Genomic DNA, 17488 nt, shown 5'->3' with positions numbered 1-17488 from the left:
CCGGCGAGGTAGAGCTCGCCGGCCACACCGGCGGGAACGGGCCGCAGCCGGTTGTCGAGCACATAGACGTCGGTGTTGGCGACCGGCCGTCCGATGGGCACCGGACCGTCCGCGGCGACCACCCGGTACTCGGTGACGTCGACCGCGGCCTCGGTGGGACCGTAGAGATTGACCAGCTCCGCCGACGAGCCCCCAACACCCGGTCGGCGAGCTGACGCGGCAATGCCTCACCGGAGGTGAAGACCCGGCGGACGGTGGGCGGCAACAAGGTCAGGTGACCGTCGTTCTGCAGTACCTCGGTGTAGACGTCGAGCATCGAGGGAACGAAATGCAGGACGTTGACCTGCTCCTCGGTGATCAGGTCGAGAAGGTATTCGGGATCCCGGTGCCCGTCCGGCCGGGCGATCACCATCTGGGCACCCTGGGCCAACGGCCACAACAGTTCCCAGACCGAGACGTCGAAGGTGAACGGCGTCTTGTAGAGCACCTTGTCGCCCGCGGCCAACGGATAGTTGTCCTGCATCCACGCCAGCCGGTTGTGCACCGCGGCATGTGAGACCTGCACACCCTTGGGGGTTCCGGTCGATCCCGAGGTGAAGAGCACGTAGGCGGCTTCGCTGCCACCACCGGTCACACCGACCGTCGGGCTCTCGTCGGGAGTGGCCGGATTCTGCGCCTCGGCGTCGAATCCGATGGCACTCAACAGTGTTTCATCGACGATCAGGCGGGCGGCGACGGTGTCGACGATGAGTCGGCGGCGCTCGTCCGGCTGTGCGGGATCGACGGGGACGTACGCCGCGCCGACCGACAGCGTCGCGTAGATCGCGGCGACCTGGGCGACCCCGCGGTCGAGGGCCACCACCACGTGGTCCCCACGACCGATCCCCGAGTTCAGCAGGTGCGTTGCGATGAGATTCCGGAGGCGATCGAACTGGGTGTACGTCCAGCGCCGTCCTCCGGAGGAGATGGCGACGTCGTCGCCCCGGTCACGAACCCGTTGTGCGAACGCGGCGAGCAGGTGGGCATCGGGATCCGGCGGCGTCGCCTGCGGGCCGTTGCCGAGACCGACCATCTCGTCACGCTCACCGTCGAGCAGCAGATCCACGTCGCCGATCACCATGTCCATCTCGGCGAAGACGCGATCGAGAAAGGTGAGGAAGCGCTGGAGGTGTCCCTCCAGTTCGACGGTCGAGTAGAGATTCGGGTTGCCATGGAAGTCGACGACCAACCGCGCGCCGGGGCTGGCCTGATAGACGTTCAGCCGCAGATCCTCCAGGATTCCCGAGGTGAGGATCTGGTAATCGACCGTGGCACCGGTCAATTCGATCGGCTTGTCGAAGAACATCAGGTTGATGATCGGGCCGAAGGACGCGGTGTTCGCATCCTGCAGGCCGGCGTCGATACGGATGTCCTCGAACCGGTACCGCTGGTGCCGGAGCGCGCCGGTCAGCTCGAGCTGGACCTGCTCGATCAACCCGCGCATCGTCAGCCGTGAGGCGTCGCGGACCCGGACCGGCAGCATGTTGGCGAGCATTCCGCTGGCACGCTTGATCTTTGCCGTCGCCCGACCCGTCACCGGAAGGCTCAGCACCACGTCGTCGGTACCGGCCATCCGCGCCAGATAGGCAGAGAAGCCCGCGGTCAGCAGCACAGCGGCCGACGTGTTGAATTCGGCTGCGACGCGGTCGAGGGCGGACTGCTGGGTCGCGCTCAGCTCCGAGCCGGCGACCAGGTTGCGAGGCGAGAGTTCCGCGGCCACCGAACGGTGCGCGAGGGTGACCCGCTCCGGCAGATCCCGGACCCGGTCGACCCAGTACTCGCGGTCGGCCTCCCGCCGCGTGCCGGCGATGTACTTCTTGTCGTCTTCGACGAGTTCTGCCAGCGTCGCACCTCGGCTGGGGACGAACTCGGTTCCCTCGACCGCGGCGTTGTACCGGGTCACCGCGTCGAGCACGGCGGTCAGTCCGGCGTATCCGTCCAGCGCGATGTGATGTGCCCGCACGTACCAGAAGGAACGGTCGTCGGCGACCCGGAGCAGCGACGACATGACCAGGTTGTCACGACGCAGATCCATGTGTTGCTGATAGTCGTCGTTCATCCAGCGGAGGGCCGCGCCGACGGGATCGGCATGGTCGCGGAAATCGATGAAATGGAGATCGTTGTCGAGACTTTGATCGACGATCTGCATCGGGACGCCGTTGACTTCCACGATCCGCGTGAAGGCGGACTCACGTTCCCGGGCATTAGCGACGACGGCCTGACGGAAGAGTTCCCGATCGAGTGGTCGGTCTTTGTCCCGAATATCGAGATACTGAGCAACGGTAACGGAATAGTCTGCAGAGAGATTTTCGGCAAACCACATCCCGCGCTGTGCAGCGGTCAGCGCCAAGGGCACGAGTTCTGCCCCGTCGTCGGTGTCTGTCTCAGTGGCGTCATGGGCGTTCTCGACAGAACCCATAGCCCCTCTTTCCCAGGTCAGCGGCCAGCCCGGCCGGGCGTCGGTTGTCGGTCAACCGGCGCTCGGGACGTTGTGGGCTGTCTGTTCGCGGGAACTCCGTTCCCACGCAACAGTGTGCGTCATTATCCACCTTTCACAACGAACTTCACCATGATTCGGTTGAATGCATGAGCCCACTCGGGGGCAACCGAATCTCCGGTAAACAGCTAGCTCACGATAGGAATTCGGCGCGGCGACCCGGATCGTTACGCAACGATCTTCCTCGTCGTCCAAACGTACGAATACGGCGCGTGGCGACGTAATGATTCGGTATCCGAGAGCGAGAATCCCTCCAGATCGTGCACACGATTTCGGTACCATCGCCCACATCGGACGTGCGGTATCGCCCAGGGGGCCCGCGCCCGGCGTCCCGGAACATTCCACGCGGTGCCGCGCCGCCCGAGACGGGCGGTGAACGGCCGCCCGGCTCGGGTGACCGAGATGCCCGAGAGGAGCAGTCGATGGCCGAGCAGTCCGGCGGGCCCACGGGCCCCGGTAGCCGCCTGCCCGCCACCACCGACGACCGGGAAGCGCAGACGCACGCTTTCGCCGACCCATCCGCCGCACCCCGACACGCAGCCGTCGTCGCCGACGAGGCACCGACATCGCGCCTCCGTTCGGCATCCGGCGATGATTCCGGTCCGTCGGCCGCCGCCGACTCATCCGACGTCGCATCGGGCTGGACCATCGTCGACCCGGCCACCAAGGCATCCCTCACCTCGGCATCCTCCGAGGGGGTGTCCTCGACCTCGCCGGCAACACCGGCTGCCGACCCCGCCGCGGGGCCCGCCGAGGACGGAACCGCCTCGACACCGCCCGCCATCGAGGTCGTCAACCTGCACAAGCGATTCGGCGACAACGTCGCGGTCGAGAACGTCAGCTTCTCGGTCGCGAGGGGTTCCATCCTCGCGCTGCTCGGCCCCAACGGCGCGGGCAAGACGACCACCGTCAACATGCTGTGCACCCTGCTCAAACCCGACGGCGGCAGCGCGGTCGTCGACGGCCACGACGTGACGACAGACGCCGCGGGGGTCCGTCGATCGATCATGCTGACCGGCCAGTTCGCCGCACTCGACGAAGCACTCAGCGGCCGGGACAACCTGATCCTGTTCGGCCGCCTGATGGGTCTGCCCAGAGCTGCGGCGCGGTCGAGGGCCGACGAGCTGTTGGCGTCGTTCGAGCTGACCGCGGCGGCCAAGCGGAAGGTCGGCGAGTACTCGGGCGGTATGCGCCGACGGATCGACATCGCGTGCGGTCTCGTGACGCAACCATCGATCGTCTTCCTCGACGAGCCCACCACCGGACTCGACCCGCGCAGCCGCCAGGAGGTGTGGAAGCTCGTCGAGTCGCTGCGGCGTCAAGGCGTCACCACCCTCCTGACCACGCAATATCTCGAGGAGGCCGACACCCTGTCCGACCACATCGTGGTGATCGACAAGGGTCGGGTGATCGCATCCGGAACCGCGGACGAGCTCAAGGCTGCGACGGGCGCCTCCCACTACCAGGTGACACCCACCGATCCGGACGACCTGCATCGCCTGCTCGGATGCCTGCTCGCGTCCTCGGACACCGGCACCCCCGGCATCTCATCGGCCGAGATCCCGGCGGCCGGCGGACCCGACGAGGTCGCGACCTTCGTCACGGTGCCCGCCACAGCCGGGGCCGACACGCTGGTCGAGATCGTGCAGCGCACCAAAGACGCCGGCATCCGCCTGTCCGATGTGGCACTGTGCCGTCCGAGTCTCGACGAGGTCTTTCTCGCGCTCACCGATCCGGCGAACACGACGGCGGCCGCGCCGACTTCCCACGACGACCAGAGTCCCGCAAGATGACGATCGGGGCCGCGACCTCCGTCCGTCCGCGGACCCGCGCAGGCGCGCAGTGGTGGACGCTGACCGGCCGGGGGATCTCCTCGCTGGTCCGCAACGGAGAGATCATCTTCGCGTTCGTCGCACCGGTACTCCTCGCGATCTGCTTCTATGTCCCGCTGCGCTCGATCATGAACGCGGACCCCGGCATGGACTATGCGGACTTCCTGATGCCGATCATCTCTCTGCAATCGGTGAGCTTTGTCGCGTCATCGGCGGCGATGCGTTCGGCGGTGGACGCCACCAAGGGCATCAATACCAGGTTCCGGACCATGCCGATGCCCACCCTGATCCCTCCCCTGGCGCGAATGGGAACCAACACGGTGTTGCTGGTGATCTCGGTGGTCTGCGCGACCGTGACGAGCCTGGTGATGGGATGGCGGCCGAACGGTGGCGTGTTCGACACGATCGGTCTGTTCGCGGTCGTGCTGGTGGTGGGGATCCTCATCGCCGTGCTGGCGGACGCTGTCGGGTTGCTCTCCAACAGTCCGGAAGCCACCAGTCAGGCATTGTCACTGCCCATCCTCATCCTCGGCATGCTCTCGACCGGGTTCGTTCCCGAAAACCAGTTCCCGGAATGGATTCAGCCGTTCGTGCGGAACCAGCCGATCTCCCAGTTCGCGACCGCGATGCGGTCGCTGAGTGATGGCACCGCGACGCTCGACCTGCTCACGCCGACCATCTGGTGGTGCGTCGGCCTGGCTGTCGCCGGCGGTGTGCTGACCGCGCTGGGCGTGCGCCGGGTGGTGCGATGACCGCCGTCGTGGATGCCCCGCCGAACCGGCTGCCCGTGGAACGATCGGCACGAGCCTTCGTCGGGCAGAGCGCGGTTCTCGCCTGGCGCCAGATCTCGGTGATGGTGCGGGATCGTGGCACCTTCCTCCAGCTGGTTCTCGTCCCGTTGCTGACCCTGGCCATGTTCAAAGTGGTGCTCGGCGACGCGATCGGCAGTGCGACCGGGCAGGACAGCACCTACGGCACAGTGCCGTTGGTGATCCTGGTGAGCGCCATGTTCGGCTCGGTTGCCGCAGGCATCCGGCTGAACCAGGAGCGCGGCACCGGTCTGCTCGCGCGCTTGTATGTGCTGCCGATCAACCGTGCGGCCGATCTGACCTCCCGGCTGCTGAGCGAGATCTTCCGCATCATCGTGGTGACGGCCTTGCTGATCGCGGTCGGGTCGACGATCGGCTTCGACATCACCGGAGGCGTCGTCGCGGTGGCCGGGATCTTCGGGGTGTCACTGATGTTCGGCGTCGCCTACGCGATGCTGGTACTGGCACTCGCGGTCAGTGCTCGCCCCTCGGCGCCGCTGGTCCCGCTGCTGTCGCTGGTCTCGAGTGTGCTGATGTTCTTCAACTCCGGCTTCTCCCCCGTCGAGGCCTATCCGGGATGGCTGCAACCGATCGTCGAGAACCAGCCGATGAGTCCGGCCATCGAGGTGATGCGGGCGCTGGCCGCTGGTGGGCCCATCGCGGAGAACCTGATCAAGGTCGTCGTGTGGACGGTGCTCATCGTCGCCGCCTGCGTGTACCCCGCGTTACACGGCTACCGGAAGGCCGCGACGTCGCGCTGAGAGCGGGTCGGCTCAGCCGACCGAGCGCAGCATCCCGTATCCGTCACCGATGTCGCGGGCGAGCCACTCCACCACCTGGCTGACCGCGGTGGAGACGGCCGACGGCTCATGGAGCGCGCCGATGCGGGGCAGGCAGTGCAGGATCGCCGCTACCAGAGTGGAACCGACGCCGAGGCCGTTGCTCTCGGCGACGAGGTCGTAGCTTCGCAGCGCACCGGCCAGATCCTGGTAGGTCGCCGAATCACCGCTGTGACGGACGGCGGTGAGGCCCGGGGTCACCTCGGCACGCCGATGGACTTCGTCGCACGTCGCCCGCAATCGCGTGAACTCCCACGAACCCATCTCACCGTCCATGCCTGACCTGCTCTCCGTCGCCCGAAAAAACGTTTGACGATCCTCCGGATTCGGGAATTCGCTTGGGGAAATGATGACAGATATTCCCTTCGGTTGTCACCGGAGGACATCACAAAAATTCACCGGTGGCGATGTCGGGTACACCGTCGTGCGGTGCACATGGACGTCTGTGGCGCCGTGACCACGCCGTTCGATCAGCCGTCGGCCGATGCGGCGCGGTCGCGTTCCATGGCGTCGATGAGACTCTTGGGCCGCAGGTCGGTCCAGTTCTCCTCCACGTATTCGAGGCAGGCCGCGCGACTGTCCTCACCGAAGACCTTGGTCCAGCCGGCCGGGATGTCGGCGAACGTCGGCCACAGCGAATGCTGGTTCTCGTCGTTCACCAGGACGTAGAAGCGTCCGTCCTCGTCGTCGAACGGATTGGTCATGATCGATCGTTCCTCTCGCTGTGGATGGGCGGCCACTCGGCCGACCCGGATGATGTACTTCTGCCCATCGTCGACACCTACGTCGTCATCGGGCCTCCAGGCGTTCTGCCAGCCACGGCCCGATGATCTCGAGCGAGGTGGCATCGGCCAGTCCCAGGTGATGCGCATCGACATCGATGTTCGCGATGGTCCCGGTGACGAACCGGCGCCACGACCAGCGGACCGAGGCGGGGTCGGCCTTGTCGGCGGTCGCGGTGACCACCGCGACGGGCCCGTCGAACACCTCCGGATGGTAGGTCGTCACGATGTTCTCCGCGGCCTCGAAGCTGTCCATCACCCACTCGACCTGCTCGGCGCGGAGCAGCCCCATGGCGGCGATCTGCTCACGGACCACCGCGGCGACCTCCTCTGGGGTCCGCGCATGGACGTCGTCGCCGAGATCGAACAGATCGCGCCACCCGCCGAGCATGTCCCCGACCACCGAGCCGCCCTCGTCCTGCGCCGGGGCGACCGCCTCGCCGGCCGGCGAACCGTCCGCGTCCCGTTCGGACGGCGCAGCGGCGTCCATGATGCCCAGGAAGGCCACCTTGTGGCCGTCGGCCTGCAACATCGTCGCCATCGCGTGGGCGACGTGACCACCCAGCGACCAGCCGAGGAGGTGATACGGCCCGTCCGGTGCCACCCGACGGATCTCCTCGACGTACCGTGCGGCGAGCTCGTCGACGGTGGCCGCGCTCGGCTCTCCGGAGACCACATGTGGGTCCTGGAGGCCGTAGATGGGCCGACCCTCCAGATACGGGGCGAGTCCACCGTAGAACCACGCCAACCCGCCGGCCGGATGGACACAGAACAGCGGCGACCGGTTCCCGCCGCGCCGCAACGCCAACAGGGTCTCCCCGACCGCGCTGTCGGTTCCTGCGTCGATGCGTGCGGCCACACCGCTCACGGTCGGGTCGCTGAACAGCCACGCGAGTTCCACGTGCGGTGCGTGATCGCGCAGCCGGGACACCACCCGCGTGGCCGACAGTGAGTTGCCGCCCAGATCGAAGAAGCCGTCGGTCGCGCTCACCCGGTCGACGTCGAGGATGTCCGCGAACACCGCAGCCACCTGCCGCTCCGATTCCGTGGAGGGTTCGACGTAGGCCGTCGGCTCCGACACCGGCTGCGGCAGAGCCCGTTTGTCGAGCTTTCCGACCGGCGTCATCGGCAGGGTGTCGAGCACTGTGAACGACGCGGGGATCATGTGTCGCGGAAGACGATCGGCGAGATGGTCCCGAAGTCCACCGACGTCGAGGTCCGGGTCGCCGACGACGTAGGCGGCGAGCGCCGAAACCGGCGCTCCGACACCGAGGACCACGGCCCGCCGCACGTCGGGATGCTCTCCGAGGACGGTCTCGATCTCGCCGAGCTCGATTCGCAAGCCGCGCAGCTTCACCTGGTCGTCGCTGCGGCCGCCGAACTCGATCGTGTACCGTCCGGCGCGGTCGAGGGCCCAGCGGACCACGTCACCGGTGCGGTACATCAGTTCACCCGGATCGCCGTACGGAGTGGCGACGAAACTCGCCGCGGTCTGGCCGGGTCGCCCGAGATAGCCACGCGCCACTGCCTTCCCGACCACGTAGAGCTCGCCTGCCGTGCCGAACGGCACCGGGCGCAGCCGTTCGTCGAGCACCACCAGCCGCACCCCGCGGAACGGGCTGCCGACGTAGACCGGCTCGCCCGCGAGCAACGGTGGCGTGTAGGTGACGGCGATCGTCGTCTCGGTGGGCCCGTACGCGTTGTACAGGTCGACATGTGGGGCCCACTCGTCGACAAGTGTCTGCGGAACCACCTCACCGCCGGTGGTCAGTGACTTCAGGTCGGGCAGTCCCTCGGCGCTCAGTGTGGCGGCCACGCTCGTCGGCACCATCGCATGGGTGATCCGCTGCTCCACGAGATACCGGTGGAGATCGTCACCGCCCACTGCGTCGGCCGGACGATAGATCAGGGCACCACCACCGAACATCGTGACGACCAGTTCGAAGATCGAGACGTCGAAACTCGGCGACACGTAGCCAAGAGTGCGCGAGCCCGCCTCGTACGGAATGGATTCGATCGACCCCATCGTGAAGTCGTAGAGCCCCCGGTGGGTCACCGCGACCCCCTTCGGCCGCCCGGTCGATCCCGACGTGTAGATCACGTACGCCAGGTTGTCCGGGCGTGGGACGCCGCGTAGTTCGTTCGGCGACAAGGGGTCCGCCGAGATCTCGGTGTCACCGAGCCCATGTCCGCGGATCTCGTCGCCGGTCATGGTCAGCCAGCGCGGTCCGGTGTCGGTGAGGTCCGCGACGGCCGGCACGGTCAGTCCCAGCTCGGCTCCGCAATCGTCGATCATCGTCAGGACGCGATCACGCGGGTAATCCGGGTCGATCGGGACGAAGGCCCCGCCGGCCCGCACCACCGCCCAGATCGCGGTCATCAGCTCGACCGAACGCGGGATCGCCAGTGCCACCCGCGAATCCGGACCCACACCCAGAGCGATCAGGACTCTCGACAGACGATTCGCGCGCGCGTCCAACTCGGCGTAGGTGAGTCTGCCGCCCATCGCGTCGACCACGGCCTCGCGCCCGGGCCATTCCCGCGCCGACCGATCGAACATCTCGCCGAGCAGCACCTGTCCGTCGGAGGCCGGGCCGGACACCGGCACGAGCTGCGCGCGCTCGGTGTCTTCGAGCAGATCGACATCCCCCACAGCGATCTCCGGCACCGCGGTCACCGTGTCGAGCAGCGCGATCAGGCGGCGGGCGAAAGTGGCGACCGTCGGCTCGTCGAAGAGGTCGGTGGCGAAGACGATCGACCCCGCCCACGGCTGCCCCTCCGGGGCCGCGGACACCGCGACCGTGAGATCCACCTTGGCCGAGACCTCCGGGGCCGTGAGTGGGGTGATCTGCATTCCGTCGATCTCCGCGCCGGCGAGGGCTGCCGGTGCGAAATCCGTCATCGCGGACTGATCGAAGGTGAGCGACACCTGCGTCAGCGGGGCGAAAGCCTCCGACCGCACCGGATTGAGTCGCTCGACGACCGCCTCGAACGGCACGTCGGCATGCTCGAAGGCGCTCACGTCGACCCGCCGCACCACGTCGATCAGCTCCCCGAACGGCATCGACGGATCCACCTGTGTCCGCAGTACCAGGGTGTTGACGAACATGCCGACGAGGTCGTCGAGCACCCGGTGCCCGCGCCCGGCGGTCGGTGTGCCGATGGCTATGTCGTCGGCGGCCGCCAGACGCGCGAGCAGCACAGCCAGAGCGCTCTGCACCACCATGAACGGTGTCGCCGCATGTGCCTGCGCGAGCCCACCGATCCGTCCGGCGATCGCGGCCGGGATCTCGAAGTGGCTCACCGCACCCCGGTGGCCCGCCACTGCCGGACGCGGACGATCGGTCGGCATTTCGAGCACGTCGGGCAGACCCGCGAGCTCGCGACCCCAGAAGTCGAGTTGGCGTCCGATGACCGACTGCGGGTCGTCGGGTGAGCCGAGTTCGCGCTGCTGCCAGAGTGCGTAGTCGGCGAACTGGACGGCGAGGGCGGGCCGGTCCGCGGGTGTACCGCGACGGCGGGCGGCGTAGGCGGTCATCACATCGGCGACCAGCGGGGCGATCGATTCGCCGTCGGCAGCGATGTGGTGCACCACCACGGCGAGGATGTGGTCGTCTGCCGAGGAACTCCAGAGACGCACTCGGACTGGCGATTCCGATGTCACATCGAAGCCGCGTGAAACCGCGCTCTCCAGATCCGCGCGGGTGTCGACCACGGCCCAGTCCGGACGCCCGCCCGGCTCATCGACGTCATGCACGAGTTGGCGGGGAATGCCGTCGCGCTCCGGATAGGTCGTCCGCAATATCTCATGGCGAGTCACCACATCCGTCATCGCCGTCCTCAGGGCGCCGGCGTCGAGGTCACCCTCGAGTCGAAGGACGATCGGGATGTTGTAGGTCGTCGCGGACGGGTCGAAGCGGTTGATGAACCACATACGTTGCTGCGCAAGTGAGAGCGGGATCTCGTCCGGGCGCGGCGTGACGGCGACGATGGACGTCGCCTGCTGACCGGAACCGGGCGCCACCAGGGCGACCAGTTCACGCACCGACGGGGCGTCGAACAGCATGCGGACCGGCACCTGCGCATCGAGCGCCTCGGCCAGCCGCGCCACCACCCGCGTCGCCGACAGCGAGTTGCCACCGATGTCGAAGAAGCTCTCGGTGACGCCGATCCGGTCCACGCCGAGAACGTCGGCGAACACCTGCGCCACGAGCTCTTCGAGGGCGCCCGACGGAGCGACGAACTCGCCCGCCGAGGCGAAATCGGGCTCCGGCAGCGCACGGCGGTCGAGTTTGCCCGCGGTGTTGCGCGGGATGTCGTCGAGCACCGTCCACACCGATGGGCGCATGTACTCCGGGAGCGCCTGAGCGACATCGTGTTTGATCACGTCGACGTCGATGGCGTCGCCGGCGAGATAGGCGACCAGGTGTTCGCCACCCGCAGGCGCCGTGACAACGGTGGCCACCGCGTGAACCACGCCGGGCGCCCCGGCCAGCACGGACTCGATCTCGCCGAGCTCGATTCGCTGGCCGCGCAGCTTGACCTGGAAATCGGTGCGACCCAGGTACTCGAGCTCGCCCTGATGGTTCACCCGCACCAGGTCGCCGGTTCGGTACAGCCGCGAACCGGGCTCGCCGAACGGGTCCGCGACGAACCGCTCCGCGGTCAGGTCCGGCCGTGCCGCGTACCCGCGGGCGAGCTGCACACCCCCGACGTACAGTTCGCCCGCGACGCCGGCGGGTACCGGCCGCAGGCGTCCGTCGAGGACATGAGACGTCGAATTCCACACCGGCACACCGATCGGGGTGGTCGAATCGTCCTCGTCGACCGTGTCGACGTGTTGATAGGTGATCTCCACCGCGGCCTCGGTCGGGCCGTAGAGGTTGAACAGGTCGGCACCGGGCAACCGGGCGCGTGTCTGGGCGGCCACCGCGGGCGGCAGCGCCTCACCTGTCGTCGAGAGGATTCGGACGGTGTCGAGGGTGGCCAGCCGCTCGGGTCCGGCCAGTTCGAGGAAGACCGACAGCATCGACGGCACGAAGTGGACCATGGTGGCCCGGTGCTCGGCGATCTGCTCGGCCACGTACACCGGGTCGAGGTGTCCCTCTGCGGCCAGGACCAGCGTCTGCGCACCGATCATCAACGGCGCGAACAGTTCCGGCACCGAGCAGTCGAAGGTGTACGGGGTCTTGAGCACGACGGTGTCCGCGGTACCGATGGGCAGCTGGTGCAGACCCCACCACAACCGGTTCAGGACCGCCTCGTGCGACAGGGTCACACCCTTCGGCCTGCCGGTCGATCCGGAGGTGAAGATCGTGTACATCGCGTGCTCGGGCCGCAGCGGCGCGAGACGGTCGGCGTCGGTCACCGGTGCGGTGTCACCGGCGAGACCTGCACCGGTGTCGACCGTGAGCACGTCGACGTCGACCTCTCCCAGTGCGGACGGCGTCGCGTCGGGTGCCACCAGCACCAACGCCACCCCGGCGGTGTCCACCATGTATCCGATGCGCTCGACCGGAGCAGCGGTGTCGATCGGGACATACTGCCCGCCTGCGGTTACGACGGCATGGATGGCGACCACCATCTCGACCGAACGCGGCATGCAGACACCCACCGCGACGTCGGGACCGACGCCGCGCGAGATCAATTCGCGCGCCAGGGCATTGACCCGGCCGGTGAACTCCGCGTATCCGACTGCGCGGTCGCCGAATCGCAGCGCGGTGGCCGACGGGGTCCTGCGCGCCTGCCGGGCCACCACGTCGCCGATGAACTCGTCACTCACCAGCACGTCCGCGCCCTGTGCGCGCTCGGAGTCCTCGTGACGCTCCGACCGATCCAGGATCTCCGCGTCACCCACCGGCCGCTGCGGCTCAGCGGTCAGCGTGTCGAGCAGCCGGACGAATCGGTCGGCGAAGGTTCGCACGGTGACACGATCGAACAGGTCGGCGGCGTAGACGATGTCGCCGCGCCAGCCACCGTCGGCACCGTTCGTCGCCACCCCGAACGACAGGTCGAGTCGCGCAGGCGGCACCCCCGGGTCGACCACTGGGGTCACCCGCAGACCGGTCGGATCGTCGTCTGCCGGGCGATCGCCGGCGACGTCGGCCATCGTGGCGAGCGAGTCACCCGCCTGCACCAGGCTCTGGTCGAACGAGAGCATCACCTGCGTCAGCGGCGCGAACGCCTCCGAGCGCAGCGGATCGAGTCGCTCCACCAGATATTCGAACGGCACGTCGGCGTTGGCGAGCGCGTCGAGATCGGTGCGCTTGATCAGCTGCAGCACATCGTCGAAGGTTGCCGAACCCTCGATGTCGGTCCGCAGCACCAGCGTGTTGACGAACATGCCCACGAGGTCGTCGAGGACGGCCTGCCCACGACCGGCGGTCGGGGTGGCGATCGCGATGTCCTGCGTCGCCGACAGCCGGGCGAGCAGGACCGCCAGCACGGCGTGCAGCACCATGAACTCGGTGACGCCCTGTTCCCGCGCCAGCGACTCGATGCGTTCGGCGGTATGGCGCGGGATCGAGTACTCGACGAGGCCGCCGCGCATCGAGGCGACCTGCGGACGCGGGTGATCGGTCGGGAGTTCGAGGACGTCCGGGAGCCCCGCGAGGTGATCGGTCCAGTAGGCGAGCTGCTCACCCAGCACCGACGACGGGTCGTCGGCGGACCCGAGGACACGTTCCTGCCATAGCGCGACATCGGCGAACTGCACGCTCAGCGGCTCGAAGTCGGGCGCACGTCCGGCCGCGCGGGCCTGATGCGCGAGCACCAGGTCGTGCATCAGCGGCCGCATCGACTCACCGTCCGCGGAGATGTGATGCGCGACGAGCATCAGGACGTGGTCGGCCGGTCCGGTTTGCAGCAGTCGCGCACGGATGGGCAATTCCGCGGTCACGTCGAACCCGATGGTGGCCGCGGCGAACAGATCGCGTTCGGAGTCGGCGATGTCCCAGTCGAGTCGGTTCGCGGCCTCCTCGGAGGTCAGGATCTGCTGGACGGGATCACCGTCGAGCTGCGGATAGACGGTGCGCAGCACCTCGTGCCGGGTCATCACATCGAGGAGAGCCGCGCGCAACACGCCGCCGTCGAGCGGCCCTTCCAGGCGCATCGCCACCGGGATGTTGTAAGCCGGTGAGCCACTGTCGAACTGGTTGAGGAACCACATGCGTTGCTGCGCATTGGAGAGCCGGATACGGTCCGGGCGCGGCCCGGCGACGATCGGTTCGACGGCCCCGGACCCGGCGACGAGTCGTCCGGCGAGGGCACGGACGGTCGGCGCCTCGAACAGATCACGCACCGCGAGATCGAGTTCCAGCGCCTCGGCAAGTCGTGCGACCACACGGGTCGCCGACAGCGAGTTGCCGCCGAGCGCGAAGAAATCGTCGGTCGCCCCGACGTCGTCGACGCCGAGGACCTCGGCGAACACCCGGGCCACCGTCCTTTCCTGTGCGGTGTCCGGTGCCACATGTGTCGCGGACTCGAGCACCGGCTCGGGAAGTGCGGCCTTGTCCAATTTGCCCACCGGCGTCAGCGGCAGGGCGTCGAGGAAGGTCACCGACGAGGGCACCATGAAGGCCGGCAGTTGTTCACCCACCGCTGTTCTCAGTGCTTCGACGTCGACCAGCCGGTCGGCGACAAGATACGCGGCCAGCGCGGTGGCGACGGAGCCGCCGATGCCGACGACCACCGCCGTCGTGACACCCGGATATGCGGTGAGGACCGATTCGATCTCGCCGAGTTCGATGCGTAGACCACGCAGTTTCACCTGGTCGTCGCTGCGGCCCGAGTACTCGACGACGAGGGCGTCGCTACGGTCGCGACGCCAGCGCACGACGTCGCCGGTCCGGTACATCCGCTCGCCTTCCGCGCCATACGGATTCGCGACGAATCGTTCGGCGGTGAGTGCTGGGCGATCGAGATATCCGCGTGAGAGGGCGACCCCGGTTGCATAGAGCTCGCCGGTCACGCCGACGGGAACCGGCCGCATCCGGTCGTCGAGAACCAGCAGTCCGACACCGGCCAGCGGCCCGCCCAGCCACACCGGGGCGCCCGCCACCATCGGCGCCGACAAGGTGAGGCCGATGGTGGTCTCGGTGGGACCGTAGAGATTGTGGACGGCGACATGCGGCGACCAGGCCCCGACGAGCGACTGCGGTACCGCCTCACCGCCGGCCATCAATGCCGACAGATCCGGCAGCGTTCCCGGCTCCAGCGTGGCGACCACCGTCGGGGTCAGGAACGTGTGGGTGATGCGCTGCGCACGCATGAAGGATTGCAGCAGTTCACCGCCGACCGCGTCGTCCGCACGGTAGATCACGGCGCCCCCGGCGGCGGTGGCGAGCAGGTATTCCAGCACCGACGCGTCGAAACTCGGTGACGCGAAACCGAGGACACGCGGCGGATGGTCGTCGTCTGCGCGGACGCCCAGACGGGTCATCTCCTGCGCCGCGAAGTTCGCCAGACCCGAATGCGTGACCGAGACGCCCTTCGGCCGGCCGGTCGAACCCGAGGTGTAGATCACGTAGGCCACGTTGTCCGGCCGGACCACGGCACGCTCCTCGTCGAGGGCGGAAGCGTCGAGGGCGGCGATCTGCGCGGCCACGTCGTCGGCATCCAGGCGCAGCCACTCGAAGCCCTCGTCGGGCAGCGCACCGGCGCGAGACACCGTGAGTCCGAGTGCGGCACCGGAATCGGTGACCATGGACGCGACACGAGCGGCCGGATAGTCGGGGTCGATGGGGACATAGCCGGCACCGGTCTTCGCAACCGCCCAGATCGCGGTGAGCAGGTCAGCGGACCGGCCGATCGCCAGAGCGACCAGGGATTCGACGCCGATCCCCTGTCCGATCAGCCACCGCGCCAGACGGTTCGACCGCTCATCGAGTTCGGCGTACGTGCGCTCCTCACCGTGGGCATCGACGACCGCGACCCGATCCGGCCACCGGTCCGCGGCGGCGGCGAACAGATCTGCGAGGACCACCGGTCCGGCACCCGGCCCACCCGACACCGGCGTGAGCTCCGCCGATTCGGTGTCTGCGAGCATCGGCACGTCGCCGATGGCACGGTGCGGTGCGGCAGTGACCGCGTCGAGAATCCGGGACAGTCGATCGATCATCGACCGCGCGGTGTCGGCATCGAACAGATCGGTCGCGTAGATCATCGAGCCACGCCACGGTCGACCGGGGCATCGGTGGCGAATCCGACCGTCAGGTCCACCTTCGCGGAGGCTGCGCCCGGATCGACCGGTTCGATGGTCAGGCCGTCGGCGGTGACGGCGGCCATCGACTCACCGTTCGTCCGGTCGGTCGGTGTCTGGTCGACGGTCAGCAGCACCTGGGTGAGCGGGGCGAAGGCTTCCGACCGAACCGGATTCAGGTGGTCCACAAGTTGTTCGAACGGGATGTCGGCGTGGGCGAACGCGTCGAGGTCGATGGCACGTACCGCATCGACCAGTTCGGCGAACGGCATCTCCGCCTCGCCCGGCGCCCGCAGCACCAGGGTGTTGACGAACATGCCCACGAGGTCGTCGAGCACTTCCTCACCGCGACCGGCGATAGGGGTGCCGACAACGATGTCGGTGCTCGACGACAGGCGGGCCAGCCATGCCGTCAAGGCGGCGTGCAGCACCATGAACTCGGTGGCACCGTGGGATCGTGCGATGTCGCGCACGCGGTCGGCGACCTCCGCCGGGATCTCGAAGTCGACGGTCGCTCCTCGCAGTGAGGCGACGGCGGGACGCGGGCGGTCGGTGGGGAGATCCAGCACATCCGGCAGGCCGGCGAGGCGGGTGGACCAGTGGTCGAGTTGCTCGCGGACCGGCGACGACGGATCCTCCGGGTCTCCGAGCACCCGGTGTTGCCAGAGCGCGAAATCGGCGAACTGGACGGGCAACGGGGGCAGGTGCGGTTCTTCGTCCCTCGCCCGGGCCGTGTACGCCGCGATCAGATCGCGCGCGAGTACCGGTCCGGATTCGCCGTCGGCGGCGATGTGGTGCACCACCAGCACGACGAGATGGTCGCCGTCGGCCAGCGTGGCGACCCGTCCCCGCATCGGCAGTTCGGCGCTCACATCGAATCCCTCCGCGGCCACCGACATGGCGAGCTCCGCGGTGTCGACAAGGGCCCAATCCAGCTGTGAGGCTGCCGATTCGGTGTCGAGAATCTGCTGATAGGGACGACCCTCGGACGCGGGGAACACGGTCCGCAGCACCTCGTGACGCGCCATCACGTCGTCGAGCGCCGTCCGCAGCGCCGCGAGATCCAGGATGCCGGTCAGCCGCAAGGCGACCGGGATGTTGTACGCAGACGACGATGTGTCGAACTGATTGATGAACCACATCCGCTGCTGCGCATACGACAACGGCGGTTGCGCAGGCCTCGCACCGGCGACCAACGGCGGCCTCGCCCGCCCGGTGCCGGGCGCGAGTGCCTCGGCGAGTTCCCGGACGGTTGGCGCGTCGAACAGATCCCGCACCGCGACGGCCGAGTCGAGGGCGTCACCGATCCGGGCCGCGACCCTGGTCGCGGACAGCGAGTTGCCGCCGAGTTCGAAGAAGCTGTCGGTCACCGACACCCGTGCCATGCCGAGCACCTCGGCGAACACGTCGGCGATCGTCTGCTCGGTGCGGGTCGATGCCGGGACGAACTCCCCTTCGGTGAAGACCGGCTCGGGCAGCGCCCGGCGGTCC

Annotated in this window: 7 protein-coding genes and 2 pseudogenes (1 of these 9 cut by a window edge); 3 read left to right on the top strand and 6 right to left on the bottom strand. The window is 68.1% G+C overall.

The genetic code is table 11. The features are described 5' to 3' along the window. Positions 1 to 38: 38 nt before the first annotated feature. A pseudogene (locus GTV32_RS24195) lies at positions 39 to 176 on the bottom strand (hypothetical protein); the annotation flags it as partial. Between the two features lie 77 nt (positions 177 to 253). Next, positions 254 to 2362: pseudogene (locus GTV32_RS24190) on the bottom strand (AMP-binding protein); the annotation flags it as partial. Between the two features lie 596 nt (positions 2363 to 2958). Between GTV32_RS24190 and GTV32_RS21680 the strand changes: the two are divergent. The 3 genes from GTV32_RS21680 to GTV32_RS21670 are packed head-to-tail and all read left to right on the top strand — an operon-like array spanning position 2959 to position 5938. Continuing rightward, positions 2959 to 4329, top strand: coding sequence for an ATP-binding cassette domain-containing protein (locus GTV32_RS21680; RefSeq protein WP_161062072.1), 1371 nt, complete (start codon positions 2959 to 2961; stop codon positions 4327 to 4329). Beyond that, positions 4326 to 5120, top strand: coding sequence for an ABC transporter permease (locus tag GTV32_RS21675; protein WP_161062071.1), 795 nt, complete (start codon positions 4326 to 4328; stop codon positions 5118 to 5120). The genes GTV32_RS21680 and GTV32_RS21675 overlap by 4 nt, the downstream gene beginning before the upstream one ends. After that, on the top strand, positions 5117 to 5938 hold the full coding sequence (locus GTV32_RS21670) for an ABC transporter permease (protein WP_161062070.1): 822 nt from the start codon (positions 5117 to 5119) through the stop codon (positions 5936 to 5938). The genes GTV32_RS21675 and GTV32_RS21670 overlap by 4 nt, the downstream gene beginning before the upstream one ends. 12 nt (positions 5939 to 5950) lie before the next feature. Here the strand turns inward: GTV32_RS21670 and GTV32_RS21665 are convergent, their stop codons facing one another. From GTV32_RS21665 to GTV32_RS21650, 4 genes are all read right to left on the bottom strand, one after another. Then, entirely contained in the window at positions 5951 to 6292 is a 342-nt protein-coding gene (locus tag GTV32_RS21665; protein ID WP_161062069.1) for a hypothetical protein, read from the bottom strand. A gap of 194 nt (positions 6293 to 6486) precedes the next feature. Next, the gene (locus GTV32_RS21660; protein ID WP_161062068.1) at positions 6487 to 6720 is read right to left on the bottom strand and encodes an MbtH family protein; all 234 of its coding nucleotides are present in this window, start codon (positions 6718 to 6720) and stop codon (positions 6487 to 6489) included. Positions 6721 to 6805: 85 nt separating this feature from the next. Beyond that, positions 6806 to 15961: a non-ribosomal peptide synthetase gene (locus GTV32_RS21655; RefSeq protein ID WP_161062067.1), complete on the bottom strand. Its 9156-nt coding sequence runs from the start codon at positions 15959 to 15961 to the stop codon at positions 6806 to 6808. Continuing rightward, positions 15958 to 17488 carry the end of a non-ribosomal peptide synthase/polyketide synthase gene (locus GTV32_RS21650; protein ID WP_161062066.1) on the bottom strand. Its footprint extends 25400 nt past the window's final position, so only the last 1531 of its 26931 coding nucleotides appear in the window; its start codon lies beyond the right edge, outside the window; it ends in the stop codon at positions 15958 to 15960. Before GTV32_RS21650 ends, GTV32_RS21655 begins: the two co-directional genes overlap by 4 nt.

Source organism: Gordonia sp. SID5947, from assembly GCF_009862785.1.
In the GTDB taxonomy this organism is placed as follows: domain Bacteria; phylum Actinomycetota; class Actinomycetes; order Mycobacteriales; family Mycobacteriaceae; genus Gordonia.
This window is presented reverse-complemented; position numbering and strand designations above follow the sequence as displayed.

Bases quoted from the DNA above. Each gene is read 5' to 3' on its own strand.
- GTV32_RS21680 (WP_161062072.1), top strand. From the start codon at position 2,959: ATGGCCGAGCAGTCCGGCGGGCCCACGGGCCCCGGTAGCCGCCTGCCC.
- GTV32_RS21675 (WP_161062071.1), top strand. From the start codon at position 4,326: ATGACGATCGGGGCCGCGACCTCCGTCCGTCCGCGGACCCGCGCAGGC.
- GTV32_RS21670 (WP_161062070.1), top strand. From the start codon at position 5,117: ATGACCGCCGTCGTGGATGCCCCGCCGAACCGGCTGCCCGTGGAACGA.
- GTV32_RS21665 (WP_161062069.1), bottom strand. From the start codon at position 6,292: ATGGACGGTGAGATGGGTTCGTGGGAGTTCACGCGATTGCGGGCGACG.
- GTV32_RS21660 (WP_161062068.1), bottom strand. From the start codon at position 6,720: ATGACCAATCCGTTCGACGACGAGGACGGACGCTTCTACGTCCTGGTG.
- GTV32_RS21655 (WP_161062067.1), bottom strand. From the start codon at position 15,961: ATGATCTACGCGACCGATCTGTTCGATGCCGACACCGCGCGGTCGATG.